Raw genomic sequence first — 12375 nt, forward strand, 5'->3', positions numbered from 1 at the left:
TCACGAAGCAGGCCTGTCCTTCGGCAGGCCTGCGGCCGGGCACACTGCGCTTCTCGGCGCCTCACAGGCGCACGCCACGGTGCCCGCCCCCGCCCGGACCGGAATTGACCGCCGGTGCCTCAGGCCCGCAACGACGCGAGGACCCAACGAGGCAACGAGGCAACGACGCATCGACGGCAGGACGCAAGGACGGCAGGACGCAAAGAGGCAAAGAGCGAAGAGGCGAAGAAGCATCTGTATCACCGCCCCCAACCGTTCAGGCTGAGCTTGTCGAAGCCCTGCCCAGCCCTGAAAGAGCAAGGCACACCTCAAGCATCGTTGCTGCACGGCATGACTTCGGCGATGACCTCGCAGCGCACCACAGAGCTCACAGCCTTCATGCCGGTCGATCGAGCGCCCGGTGTCCGCGCGCGAGGAATGGCCCGGCGTGGGCGATTTGCGAGGTGGCGAGAAGCGCAGCGGGCCCGGCCGCGGGCCTGCCGAAGGACAGGCACGCTTCGTGATCTGATTCGCGGCAGTTGTTTGAGCGGAGCTGCCGCAGGCAGCGCAGCGAGTTCTGCCGCGGGCCGGGTTCGCGAGCATCGCAGCGGAGTCGGCACGCAGTGCCGACCGCCTCGCCATGAGCCCACGCCGGGCCGTTCCTCGCGCGCCCGCCCGACCCTCGCCCCAGCTGGGTTCTCCCTCGCTCGCTCCCATCGCCACTGAATCCGCCCAACTCAAACAGCCCATCCACCACCAAGCAGCGCCGCAGCCAACCGGGCAAAGCGAACCGCCCAGGTCACCCCGCGCGCCTGATCCACCAAGCCCCACCGCGCGTACACCATTCGCCGCACCGCCGCTCGCCGTCACACAGACCACCCACCTCGCTCGGGATATTGGGCTGACTCAAGGCTGACATCCACGCACCGGCACGATGATCGGCGCCCCCTGAAAACCACGCCTGGGAGAAGGCCCGCCATGAACGACATGACCCACACGCACCAAGACGCCACCGGCCTGCTGGACAAGCTCCAGTGGCGCTATGCCACCAAGAAGATGGACCCGGCCCAGGCCGTGCCGGCCGACAAGGTCGAGCGCATCCTGGAAGCGATCCGCCTCGCGCCCACCTCCAGCGGCCTGCAGCCCTTCGAAGTGATCGTCGTCACCAACCCCGAAGTGCGCGAGCGCATCCAGGCCATCGCCTGGAACCAGGCACAGGTCACCGAAGGCTCCCACCTACTGGTCTTCGCCGCCTGGGACCACTACACGGCCGAGCGCATCAACCACATGTTCGACCTGGTGAACGAGGAACGCGGCTTCCGCAACGAAGGCTGGGAGGCCTATCGCCAGAAGCTGCTGGCCGCCTACCCGGGCCGGCCCGCCGAACAGAACTTCGAGCATGCCGCCCGCCAGGCCTACATCGGCCTCGGCGCCGCCGTCATCGCTGCCGCCTTCGAGCAGGTCGACAGCACGCCCATGGAAGGCTTCGACCCCGCCGCGCTGGACGAGATCCTGCAACTGCGCGCGCGTGGCCTGCGCAGCGTCGCGATCCTGCCGCTGGGCTACCGCCAGGCCGACGGCGACTGGCTGGTGAACCTGAAGAAGGTGCGCCGCCCGCGCGAGCAGTTCATCACCGAAGTGCGCTGATCGCGACAGGCCTCCGCGGCGCCCCTTGGCGCAGCGCTGCGGGGCCTGCATCCGTGTTGGATGGCGCGTCGTCAGCGGCGACCGCTGCTCAGCCCGCGAAGCCGCCCTCGGCCAGGAACGCCTCCTCTTCCGGCGTGCTGACACGCAGGAGGATCGCATTGCGGTGCGGAAAGCGTCCGAAGCGCTGCACGATGTCGCGGTGCTGTTCGCCGTGGCGCAGCGCGTCGGGCGCCAGGCGCCGGTAGAGCTCGACCGAGCGCTGCTGGTCGGCCAGCTCTTCCGAATGCGCGAAGGGCAGGCAGAAGAAGAGCCGCAACGGGGCGTCGACAGCCATCTCATGGCCCTGCGCCAGCGCCTCGCGTGCAATGGCGCGGGCGCGCGGATCGGTCGCATACATGTGGGCCGTCCCACGAAAGGCATTGCGCGGAAACTGGTCCAGCAGGATCAACAGCGCCAGCGCGCCGATGGGCGTGGCAGCCCAGCCGTCGAGTTCACCGCGTGCGGCGGCCAGATGCTGCGGCAGGCAGCGGTCGAAAAACTGGGCGTCGAAGGCCTCGCTTTTGCGGAACCAGTTCGGCTGGGCGGCGCGCCAGAAGTCCACCAGGGCGGCGGCTTCGGGCGAGGCGAGGTCGGGCGTCGAGGTCATCGGCAGACGGCGACCGGGCCGGCCGCATCAGGAAGATGGCGACATGATGCCAGCCACCGTCCGCGCCGGCGTTCGAATGCGCGCAAGAGCCGGCGACCGATGGGGGCGACGGCGACAGGGATGGTGGGCAGCGCGGCCACTCAGGCCGTATGGGACGCAGCCGCTGCCGCGCCGTCGGCCAGCGCCGGCTCGGCCCGGCGCGCATAGCGCTGCGCCAGCACCGCGCACACCATCAGCTGGATCTGGTGGTACAGCATCACCGGCAGCACGATCGGCCCCACCGCCGAGGCAGGAAACAGCACGTTGGCCATGGGCACGCCGCTGGCCACGCTCTTCTTGGAGCCGCAGAACACGATGGCGATGCGGTCCTCGATGGAAAAGCCCAGGCGCTTTGCAATGGCGTTGGTGACGCCCAGTGCCAGGGCGAGCAGCAGCGCACTCACCAACGCCACGGCGATCAGGGCAGACAGGGGCAGCTGGTGCCACAGGCCCTTCATCACCGCGGCGCTGAAGGCCGTGTAGACCACCAGCAGGATCGAGCCCTGGTCCACCCACTTCAGCATCTTGGCATTGCGCTGCACGAAGCTGCCGACCCAGGGACGCAGCAGGTGACCGGCCACGAAAGGCACCATCAGCTGCAGCAGGATGCGGCCGATGGCGTCCAGCGAGGCATCGGCATGGTGGCCGGGCACCACCAGCAGGTTGACCAGCACCGGCGTCAGCAGCACGCCCAGCAGGGTCGAGGCCGAGGCGCTGCACACCGCGGCCGGCACGTTGCCCCGGGCCATGGCCGTGAGCGCGATGGACGACTGCACCGTCGAGGGCAGCACGCACAGGTACAGCACGCCGGTGTAGAGGGTCGGCGTGACCAGCGGCTGCAGCAGCGGCTTGAGCACCAGCCCCAGCAGCGGAAACAGCACGAAGGTGCTGGCCAGCACCAGCAGGTGCAGCCGCCAGTGGCCCGCGCCGGCCAGCACGGCCTCGCGCGACAGCCGCGCGCCGTGCAGGAAGAACAGCGCCGCGATGGCGGCCGTGGTGAGGGTTTCCATGCCGGCGGCGACGCGTCCCTGCGCGGGCAGCAGGCTGGCCAGGGTCACGGTGCCGATCAGCATCAGCGTGAAGCGATCGGGCAGGAAGCGGGCGAGCGATTTCATGCCGCGATTGGACGCCTCGGCGCCATCAAAGGGAAATGGATTTATCTGATGGTTTTATGATCCCGTCGCATGAATGTCTCCCTGCGCCAGCTTCGCGTCTTCCTTGCCGTGGCACAGCTGCGCAACTTCAGCCGCGCCGGGCAGGAGGTGGGGCTGACCCAGCCTGCCGTGAGCCGAGCCATCCACGAGCTGGAGTCGCAGCTGGGCCTGAAGCTGCTGGACCGAACCACGCGCGAAGTTGCGCTGACCGAAGCGGGCCGGGCCCTCGCGCTCAAGCTGGCGCGCGTGCTGGACGAGCTGGACCAGTCCCTCGCCGAAGTGCGCGACCTGGGCCGCCTGCGCCGCGGCAAGGTACGGGTGGCCAGCAGCCCCACGCTGTCGGCCTACCTGATGCCGGCCTGCATCGCCGCCTGCGTGCGCGAGGAGCCCGACATCCAGCTGCTGCTGCTCGACCGCATCCAGCAGGACGTGCTGACGAGCGTGCGGGCCGGCGAGGTGGACTTCGGCGTGGTGATCGAGCCCTCGGCCGACGAGGACCTGCATTCCGAGGCGATCATGCGCGACCCGTTCGTGCTGGTCCTGCCGCAGGGGCACCGGCTGGCGCGCAAGTCGGCAGTGCCCTGGTCCGCGCTGGACGGCGAGCCGCTGGTGCTGCTGGACCATGCCTCGGGCAGCCGGCGGCTGATCGATGAGGCGCTGGCGCGGCATGGCGCGCAATGTCCGGTGTCGCAGGAGCTCGGCCATCCGACCACGGTCTTCCAGATGGTGGTGGCCGGCCTGGGCATCAGCGTGATGCCGGCCCTGGGCCTGCCGCCGGGCGGCCTGAACGGCCTGCAGGTGCGGCCGCTGACGCCCAAGGTGGAGCGGGCCATCGTGCTGGTGCACCGGCGCAACCGCCAGCCTTCGCCGCTGGCGTTGCGCGTGTGGGAGCTGGTGCGCGCCACCGCGCGCGAGCGCGAAGCGCAGGGCGCCGTTCCCTCCGCCTGAGGTGCCCCGCGCAAGACGAGGCAGCGGCGGTCAGTCCAGCGTGAGCACGGTGCAGCCGGTGGTCTTGCGCGCTTCCAGGTCGCGGTGCGCCTGCTGCACGTCCTCCAGGCGGTAGCGCTGCTCCACCGGGATCTTGACCGCGCCGCTCTGCACCACGGCGAACAGGTCGTCGGCCATGGACTGGGTGCTCTCGCGCGTGGCGATGTGGGTGAACAGCGTCGGCCGCGTGATGTAGAGCGAGCCCTTGGCGCCCAGCTGGCCGATGTTGACCGGCGGCACCGCCCCCGAGCCATTGCCGAAGCTGGCCAGCAGGCCGAAGGGCCGCAGGCTGTTCAACGAACCCTCGAAGGTGTCCTTGCCCACCGAGTCGTACACCACCTTCACGCCCTTGCCGCCGGTGATCTGCCTGACCCGCTCGGCGAAGTCCTCGCGGCTGTAGTTGATGCAGTGGGCCGCGCCATGGGCCAGCGCCAGCTCGCACTTGGCGTCACTGCCGGCGGTGCCGATCAGTTGCAGGCCCAGTGCCTTGGCCCATTGGCAGGCGATCAGGCCGACGCCGCCGGCCGCTGCGTGGAAGAGCACGAAATCACCCGGCTGCAGACTCTCGGCAGGCAGCGTCTTCTTGAGCAGGTACTGCGCCGTCAGGCCCTTGAGCATCATGGCCGCGCCGGTTTCGAAGGAGATGGCGTCGGGCAGCCGGCACACGCAGCGCGCCGGCATCACGCGGCGCTCGCAGTAGGCGCCGGGCGGCTGGCTGGCATAGGCCACGCGGTCGCCCACGGCCAGGTGGGTCACGCCCTCGCCCACCGCCTCGACCACGCCGGCCGCCTCCATGCCCAGTTGCAGCGGCATCGGGAAAGGGTAGAGCCCGTTGCGCTGGTAGATGTCGATGAAGTTCAGGCCCACGGCATGGTGGCGCACGCGGATCTCGCCGGCGCCGGGCTCGCCGACCTCGACCTCCACCAGCTTCAGTTCCTCGGGACCGCCCTGGCGGTCGATGCGGATGGCTCTGCTCTTCTGGCTCATGGGTTCATCTCCTTGGGTTGTCGTTCGGAATCGAAACCGGTGCGAGGGCGGGCCAAGCGCCCCTGCAAACGCGCAGGTCGCTGCGTGTCAGTAGGTGCCCGGGTAGGCGCCGCCGTCCGCCAGCCAGTTCTGGCCGGTGACATAGGCCGCATGCATGCTGCACAGGAAGGCGCAGATGGCGCCGAATTCCTCGGGCGTGCCGAAGCGGCGCGCGGGAATAGTCTTCTTGCGTGCCTCGTGGATGGCATCCACGCTCTGGCCGGTCTTCTTGGCCGCGGCGGCGGCGGTGCCCTGCAGCCGGTCGGTGTCGAAGCTGCCGGGCAGCAGGTTGTTGACCGTCACGCCCTTCGCCGCGAGGCCGGTGCGCGCCACACCGGCCACGAAGCCCGTCAGGCCGCTGCGTGCGCCGTTGGACAAGCCCAGGATGTCGATGGGCGCCTTCACTGAGCTGGAGGTGATGTTGACGATGCGGCCGAAGCCTCGGGCAGCCATGCCGTCCACGGTCGCCTTGATCAGCTCGATGGGCGTGAGCATGTTGGCGTCCACGGCCTTGATCCAGGCCTCGCGGTCCCAGTCGCGGAAGTCACCGGGCGGCGGGCCGCCGGCGTTGGTGACGACGATGTCGTAGTCGGCATGGGCGGCGAAAGCCTGGGCGCGGCCCTCGGCGGTGGTGATGTCGGCCGCCACCCATTTGACGAAGGGGACATCGCCGCTGGCCGGGCGCTCGGCCTCCAGCCGGGCCGCGGCGGCCTGCAGCGCCTCGGCGCCGCGCGCCACGATCACCACGTTGACGCCCTCGCGCCGCAGCGCCTGCGCGCAGCCGAAGCCCAAACCCTTGCTCGCGCCGCACACCAGCGCCGTTTTTCCTGCGATTCCCAGATCCATGTGAAGAAGACTCCTAAGTGATTGCCGCGCCGGCCCCGCCGGACCGCGATGGGGCGCAAGGGTAGCGGAGCCGGGCGATCCGTGCTCGGCCGAGGGGAGTGCCTGTACGGCCTGCGGGACCGACAGGCGTCGCGGCACGCGCCCGCGCGCCGCACACAACACCCCGCCCGCTCAGGGGCGCGTGAAGACGAAGATGCCTGCGAGCACCAGCGCTGTGCCCGCGGCAATCCAGATGGTGAAGGGCTCGCCCAGCAGCACCACGCCCATCAGCAGCGTGGACATGGGGCCGATCATGCCGGTCTGGGCCGCCACAGCGGGACCGATGCGCTCGATGGCCATCATGACCGCCAGCACTGGCACGGCCGTGCACAGCGTGGCATTGAGCACCGACAGCCAGACCACCTGGGGCGCCACCTCCAGCACTGTGCCGATGGGCCGAAGCACCACGTACTGCGCAATGCACAGCAGGCAGGCCACGGTCGTCGCCAGCCCCACCAGCCGCAGCGAGCCCAGTCGTTTGACGAACTCGCCGCTCCACACGAGGTAGACGGCATAGCTGATGGCGCTCAGGAAGACCAGGAAGGCCCCCCAGGCCGTCGCACTGCCCTGTCCCAGGCCCAGTTCGTGGCCGAAGACAAGCATCACCCCCGCATAGCTGATCGCCGCGCCCAGCAGTTGCTTGCCACGTACCTCGCGGCGGTACACGGCCCAGCCGAACACCATCACCAGCGTGGGATTGAGGTACAGGATCAGCCGCTCCAGGCTGGCCGAGATGTAGGCCAGCCCGGCAAAGTCCAGGAAGCTCGCCAGGTAGTAGCCCGTGAGCCCCAGCCCTAACACGCCCAGCCAGTCGCGGCGCGTCAGCGGCGGTTTGCCCCGCCCCGCCCACCACGCCATCACCGCGAACAGCGGCAGCGCGAAGAGCATGCGCAGCATGATGAGCGTGACGGCATCCACACCATGCCGGTAGGCCAGCTTGACGATGATGGCCTTGCCGCTGAACGCGATGGCACCGAACACCGCCAGCAGCAGGCCGGTGCCCATGCCGGCGCGGGCCTTGTGAGAAACGGAGGAAGACGCCGCGCCGCTGCTCATCTCACCAACCGGCGGCGAGGCCGTCGCGCCGCGGATCGCTGGCGATCACATAGCCCTCGGTCTTCGGATCGCCCATGCGCCAGATGAACTGGCCAGCGCCGAAGTCCTGGTACGAGTCGTTGATGACATCGATCTCGTGGCCCATGCCGCGCAGGCCCTCGACCACGCCGGGCGCCATGGCCGACTCCACGTTGATGTTCAGCCCGGCATTGAAGCGCCAGCGCGGTGCATCGCAGGCGGCCTGCGGGTTCTGGTGGTGGTCGATCATGCGCACCAGCGTCTGCATGTGGCCTTGGGGCTGCATGTTGCCGCCCATCACGCCGAAGCTCATCACCGGCTGGCCGCCTTGGGTGAGGAAGCCGGGGATGATGGTGTGGAAGGGCCGCTTGCCCGGCGCCACCTGATTCGGGCTCCCGTCCTTCAGGCTGAAGCCGTGTCCGCGGTTCTGCAGGCTGATGCCGAACTCCGGCTCCACGCAACCCGAGCCGAAGCCCATGTAGTTGCTCTGGATGAAGCTCACCATCATGCCGCTCTCGTCGGCGGCCGTGAGGTAAATGGTGCCGCCCTTGACCGGGTTGCCGGCCTGGAAGTCCTGTGCACGGTGCATGTCGATGAGTTTGGCACGGCTCGCCAGATAGGCGTCATCGAGCATTTGCTCGGGGGTCACCGTCATCGACGATGGCTCGGACACATAGCGGTAGACGTCGGCGAAGGCCAGCTTCATGGCCTCGATCTGCAGATGCTGGGCCTGGGCCGAGTCGATGGCCATGTCGGCGATGTCGAAGTTCGACAGGATGCCCAGCGCGATCAGCGCCGCGATGCCCTGGCCGTTGGGCGGGATCTCGTGCAGCGTGTAGCCGCGGTAGTCCTTGCTCACCGGCTTGACCCACTCGGGCTTCCAGCTGGCCAGGTCTGCCGTCGTCAGGCTGCCGCCGTTGGCCGCCGAGAAGCGGGCCAGGGCCTCGGCGATCTCGCCGCGGTAGAACGCCTCGCCGCGCGTCTGGCCGATGGCGCGCAGGGCACGGGCCGCGGCCGGAAAGCGGAAGAGCTCGCCCACCTCGGGCGCACGACCCCAGGGCATGAAGCTCTGCGCGAAGCCCGGCTGGTTGTGCAGGATGGGCGTGGCTGCGGCCCACTTTTGCTGCACTACGGGCGGGATCAGGTAGCCGCGCTCGGCCACCTCGATGGCCGGACCCATGAGGTCGGCGAAGGGCAGCTTGCCGAAGCGCTCCGACAGCGCCGCCCAGGCGCCCACGGCACCCGGCACGGTGACCGAGTCCATGCCGCGCATGGGCGGCGTGGCGCCATCGGCGCCGTGCTTGCGGCGGAAGTACTCGGGCGTCCATGCCGAAGGGGCGCAGCCCGAGCTGTTCAGGCCGTGCAGCTGCTGTCCGTCCCACAGGATGCAGAAGGCATCGCTGCCCAGGCCGTTGCTCACCGGCTCCACCAGCGTCATGACGGCCGCGGTGGCGATGGCGGCGTCCACCGCATTGCCACCCTGGTGCAGCATGCGCAGGCCGGCCTGTGCGGCCAGCGGGTGCGAGGTCGACACCACGTTGCGGGCGAAGACGGGGATGCGGGTGGAGGGGTAGGGATTGCCGTAGTCGAAGCGCTTCATGGGTCTCTCCTGCAAGGTCCTGTGTGTCTGGGGTCGAAGGCGATCAGTCGTTGGTGATCTTGCGTTCGACGATGATCTTCTTCCACTTGGCGGCGTCCTGCGCCACCATGGCTGCGAACTGGGCCGGCGTGCTGGTGGTGGGCTCGATGCCCAGCTTGTCGAGCTTCTCGCGCACCTCGGGATCGGTGATGGCCTGTGCCGCCGCAGTGTTGACGCGTGCCACCAGGTCGGCAGGCAGGCCCTTGGGGCCGTACAGGCCGAACCAGGTCACCGATTCGAAGCCCGGCAGTGTGTCGGCCACCGGCGGCAGGTCGGGCACCAGCGGACTGCGCTTGAGCGAGGTGACGGCCAGCGCGCGCAGACGCCCGTCGCGCACGAAGGGCAGGCCCGTGGGCAGCGAATCGAACAGCAGGTCCACCTTGCCGCTCATCAGGTCGGGCATGGCCAGGGCCGTGCCCTTGTACGGGATGTGCGTGACGAACACGCCGGCCATCGACTTGAACAGCTCTGCCGTCAGTTGCACCACGGTGCCGTTGCCGCTCGAGGCGTAGTTGAACTTGCCGGGGTTCTTGCGAGCGAGCTCGATCCATTCCTTGACGCTGCGCGCGGGCGAGCTGTTGGGCACCAGCATGATGCTGGGCGCGTTGCCGACGTGGGCGATGGGCGTGAAGTCGCGCACCGTGTCGTAGGGCAGCTTGGGGTTGATCGACGGACCCACCGAATGGGTGCTGGTGGTGGCCAACAGCAGCGTGTAGCCGTCGGCCGGCGCCTTGGCCGCCAGATCGGAGCCGATGGCGCCGCCAGCGCCGGGCTTGTTGTCCACCACCAGGGCATTGCCGAGCTTCTCGCCCATCTTCTGGGACAGGGTGCGGGCGAACAGGTCGGTGGCGCCGCCGGCCGGAAAGGGCACGATCAACCGGATGGGCTTGGACGGATAGCTCTGCGCCAGCGCGGCGCCGGCGGGAAGCAGCGAGGCCGAGGCGGCCTGCAGGAAATGTCTGCGTTGCATCGTCAAGGGCGAAGAAGAGGGAAATGGTGGGTGGCGGTCGGCCCGGCGGCCGTGCGGCGCCGATTGGAACGCTTTCCGCACTGATGAGGAAATGGATTTGGTTGATGAATTCATGCAGCCGACCTATGAATCTCGCCGCGCTGGCCCGCCCAAAGAAAAACGGCACCCGAAGGTGCCGTTCGTTCGTGCAAGGGGCGTGCCGCAAGCGACCCGCCCCGCCCCGTCATTCTTCGACGAAGGCTTCCTCGCGCTTGGACTTGACCGAGGGCAGCAGCACGATCACCAGCAGCAGCACCGCCATCAGCAGCAGGCCGGCCGAGATGGGCCGCGTGACCAGCACGCTCCATTCGCCGCGCGACAGCAGCAGCGCACGCCGAAGGTTCTCTTCCATCATCGGCCCCAGGATGAAGCCCAGCAGCAGCGGCGCCGGCTCGCAGCCCATCTTGATGAAGGCATAGCCCACCACACCGAAGATGGCGACCATCCACACGTCGAAGGTGTTGTTGTTGGTCGAGTACACGCCGATGGCGCAGAACAGCACGATCGCCGGGAACAGCCACTTGTACGGAATCGACAGCAGCTTGATCCACATGCCGATCAGCGGCAGGTTCAGGATGATCAGCATCAGGTTGCCGATCCACATCGAGGCGATCAGGCCCCAGAACAGTTCCGGGTTGCTGGTCATCACCTGCGGGCCGGGCTGGATGTTGTGGATGGTCATGGCACCGACCATCAGCGCCATCACCGGGTTGGGCGGAATGCCCAGCGTCAGCAGCGGAATGAAGGAGGTCTGCGCACCGGCGTTGTTGGCCGACTCGGGGCCGGCCACGCCGCGGATGTTGCCCTTGCCGAACGGGACTTCGCCCGGACGCGGCTTGAGCTTCTTCTCCAGCGTGTACGACGCGAAGGACGACAGCAGCGCGCCGCCGCCCGGCAGGATGCCCAGGGCCGAACCCAGCGCGGTGCCGCGCAGCACGGCGGGCGTCATGCGCTTGAAGTCTTCCTTGGTGGGCCACAGGCCCTGCAGCTTCGCGGTGAAGATCTCGCGGTCTTCCTCGGGCTTGGCCAGGTTGGAGATGATCTCGCCGTAGCCGAACACGCCCATGGCGATGGCGATGAAGCCGATGCCGTCGGTCAGTTCCGGAATGTCGAAGCTGTAGCGGGCCACGCCCGAGTTCACGTCCGTGCCCACCAGTCCCAGCAGCAGGCCCAGCACGATCATGCAGATGGCCTTGAGCAGCGAGCCGGAGGCCAGCACCACCGCACCGATCAGGCCCAGGATCATCAGGCTGAAGTACTCGGCGGGGCCGAACTTGAAGGCCAGTTCGGTCAGCGGTGGCGCGAAGGCCGCCAGGATCAGCGTGCCCACGCAGCCGGCGAAGAAGGAGCCCAGGCCGGCGGCCGCGAGGGCTGGCCCGCCTCGTCCCGCCTTGGCCATGGCATGCCCGTCGATCACGGTCACCACCGAGGCCGATTCCCCTGGCAGGTTCACCAGGATGGCGGTGGTCGAACCGCCGTACTGCGAGCCGTAGTAGATGCCGGCCAGCATGATCAGCGCCGCCACCGGCGGAAGTGCGTAGGTCGCCGGCAGCAGCATGGCGATGGTCGCCACCGGGCCGATGCCGGGCAGCACGCCGATCAGCGTGCCCAGCAGGCAGCCGACGAAGGCATAGATCAGGTTCTGCAGCGTGAAGGCCGCGCCGAAGCCGATCGAAAGGTTGGTAATCAGATCCATGGGATTGCGCCGATCAGCCGGTGATGAACGTGGGCCAGACCTGGAACTGCAGCTTCAGGCCGACGATGAATGCGAGATAGCTGCCCACCGCGAGGATGGTGCCGAGGATCAGCGCCAGCTTGAGCGAGAACTCGGCGCCAGCCAGGGCGGCAATGATCACCAGCGCATAGATGCCGATGATCAGGCCCATGGCCGGCAGGCCGATGCTGGGCAGGCCGCCCAGCAGCACGCCGAATACGAGGTTGGCCGCGATGATGAACACCAGCGGCTTCCACGCGATCTTGCCGATGGGCTCGCCGTCCACAGTCTCCACGGTCAGCGAACCGAAGACGACCACGAGGCCCAGGACGGCCAGGACGATGCCCAGCATGAGGGGGAAATACCCCGGACCCATGCGCGCCCCGCTGCCCACGGTGTAGGTCGTGGCGCCCCAGGCGAACCCGGCACCGACCAGCGTGAACATGAGGCCCGCGAAAAAGTCCTTCTGACTTTTGATCTTCACGAACAGTCTCCACACAAAAAAGAGTGGGCGGATTTTTGGTCAGCCACCAGTCAGCTTCGATGTGGATTCCACCTAACCTGAGTTCAGGGTTA

Annotated in this window: 11 protein-coding genes; 2 read left to right on the forward strand and 9 right to left on the reverse strand. The window is 68.4% G+C overall.

Going from position 1 to position 12375, the window contains the following annotated elements:
• The first annotated feature begins 957 nt into the window (after positions 1–957).
• Positions 958–1626 carry an NAD(P)H-dependent oxidoreductase gene (locus QZ772_RS07680; protein ID WP_295524467.1) on the forward strand — a complete coding sequence of 223 codons (669 nt, stop codon included), beginning with the start codon at positions 958–960 and terminating at the stop codon, positions 1624–1626.
• An 88-nt stretch (positions 1627–1714) separates the two neighbouring features.
• Here QZ772_RS07680 and QZ772_RS07685 read toward each other — a convergent pair whose 3' ends face one another.
• Both QZ772_RS07685 and QZ772_RS07690 read right to left on the reverse strand, forming a co-directional pair.
• On the reverse strand, positions 1715–2272 hold the full coding sequence (locus QZ772_RS07685) for a DUF924 family protein (RefSeq protein WP_295524468.1): 558 nt from the start codon (positions 2270–2272) through the stop codon (positions 1715–1717).
• Positions 2273–2412: 140 nt separating this feature from the next.
• Positions 2413–3426, reverse strand: coding sequence for a bile acid:sodium symporter family protein (locus tag QZ772_RS07690; protein ID WP_295524469.1), 1014 nt, complete (start codon positions 3424–3426; stop codon positions 2413–2415).
• Positions 3427–3495: 69 nt separating this feature from the next.
• Here QZ772_RS07690 and QZ772_RS07695 point away from each other — a divergent pair, with 69 nt between their 5' ends.
• Positions 3496–4413 carry a LysR family transcriptional regulator gene (locus QZ772_RS07695; protein WP_295524470.1) on the forward strand — a complete coding sequence of 306 codons (918 nt, stop codon included), beginning with the start codon at positions 3496–3498 and terminating at the stop codon, positions 4411–4413.
• A 30-nt stretch (positions 4414–4443) separates the two neighbouring features.
• Here the strand turns inward: QZ772_RS07695 and QZ772_RS07700 are convergent, their stop codons facing one another.
• The 7 genes from QZ772_RS07700 to QZ772_RS07730 all read right to left on the reverse strand — a co-directional run bounded on the left by QZ772_RS07700 (position 4444) and on the right by QZ772_RS07730 (position 12283).
• A complete protein-coding gene (locus QZ772_RS07700) occupies positions 4444–5439 on the reverse strand; it encodes a quinone oxidoreductase (RefSeq protein WP_295524471.1) in 996 nt (331 codons plus the stop codon).
• A gap of 87 nt (positions 5440–5526) precedes the next feature.
• The gene (locus tag QZ772_RS07705) at positions 5527–6324 is read right to left on the reverse strand and encodes an SDR family oxidoreductase (RefSeq protein WP_295524472.1); all 798 of its coding nucleotides are present in this window, start codon (positions 6322–6324) and stop codon (positions 5527–5529) included.
• A 171-nt stretch (positions 6325–6495) separates the two neighbouring features.
• Positions 6496–7419, reverse strand: a complete 924-nt coding sequence (locus tag QZ772_RS07710; RefSeq protein ID WP_295524473.1) for a DMT family transporter — start codon at positions 7417–7419, stop codon at positions 6496–6498.
• A gap of 1 nt (position 7420) precedes the next feature.
• Positions 7421–9037, reverse strand: coding sequence for a gamma-glutamyltransferase family protein (locus QZ772_RS07715; protein WP_295524474.1), 1617 nt, complete (start codon positions 9035–9037; stop codon positions 7421–7423).
• Positions 9038–9080: 43 nt separating this feature from the next.
• Complete coding sequence (locus QZ772_RS07720; RefSeq protein WP_234195050.1) at positions 9081–10046, reverse strand: tripartite tricarboxylate transporter substrate binding protein; 966 nt, start codon at positions 10044–10046, stop codon at positions 9081–9083.
• Positions 10047–10269: 223 nt separating this feature from the next.
• On the reverse strand, positions 10270–11781 hold the full coding sequence (locus tag QZ772_RS07725) for a tripartite tricarboxylate transporter permease (protein ID WP_294378600.1): 1512 nt from the start codon (positions 11779–11781) through the stop codon (positions 10270–10272).
• Between the two features lie 13 nt (positions 11782–11794).
• Positions 11795–12283 carry a tripartite tricarboxylate transporter TctB family protein gene (locus QZ772_RS07730; RefSeq protein ID WP_295524475.1) on the reverse strand — a complete coding sequence of 163 codons (489 nt, stop codon included), beginning with the start codon at positions 12281–12283 and terminating at the stop codon, positions 11795–11797.
• Positions 12284–12375 lie beyond the last annotated feature (92 nt).

This window comes from uncultured Pseudacidovorax sp., assembly GCF_913773995.1.
Taxonomy (GTDB): Bacteria; Pseudomonadota; Gammaproteobacteria; order Burkholderiales; family Burkholderiaceae_C; genus Xenophilus.

Coding starts and splice junctions, on each gene's coding strand:
- QZ772_RS07680 (WP_295524467.1), top strand. CDS start 958: ATGAACGACATGACCCACACGCACCAAGACGCCACCGGCCTGCTGGAC.
- QZ772_RS07685 (WP_295524468.1), bottom strand. CDS start 2,272: ATGACCTCGACGCCCGACCTCGCCTCGCCCGAAGCCGCCGCCCTGGTG.
- QZ772_RS07690 (WP_295524469.1), bottom strand. CDS start 3,426: ATGAAATCGCTCGCCCGCTTCCTGCCCGATCGCTTCACGCTGATGCTG.
- QZ772_RS07695 (WP_295524470.1), top strand. CDS start 3,496: ATGAATGTCTCCCTGCGCCAGCTTCGCGTCTTCCTTGCCGTGGCACAG.
- QZ772_RS07700 (WP_295524471.1), bottom strand. CDS start 5,439: ATGAGCCAGAAGAGCAGAGCCATCCGCATCGACCGCCAGGGCGGTCCC.
- QZ772_RS07705 (WP_295524472.1), bottom strand. CDS start 6,324: ATGGATCTGGGAATCGCAGGAAAAACGGCGCTGGTGTGCGGCGCGAGC.
- QZ772_RS07710 (WP_295524473.1), bottom strand. CDS start 7,419: ATGAGCAGCGGCGCGGCGTCTTCCTCCGTTTCTCACAAGGCCCGCGCC.
- QZ772_RS07715 (WP_295524474.1), bottom strand. CDS start 9,037: ATGAAGCGCTTCGACTACGGCAATCCCTACCCCTCCACCCGCATCCCC.
- QZ772_RS07720 (WP_234195050.1), bottom strand. CDS start 10,046: ATGCAACGCAGACATTTCCTGCAGGCCGCCTCGGCCTCGCTGCTTCCC.
- QZ772_RS07725 (WP_294378600.1), bottom strand. CDS start 11,781: ATGGATCTGATTACCAACCTTTCGATCGGCTTCGGCGCGGCCTTCACG.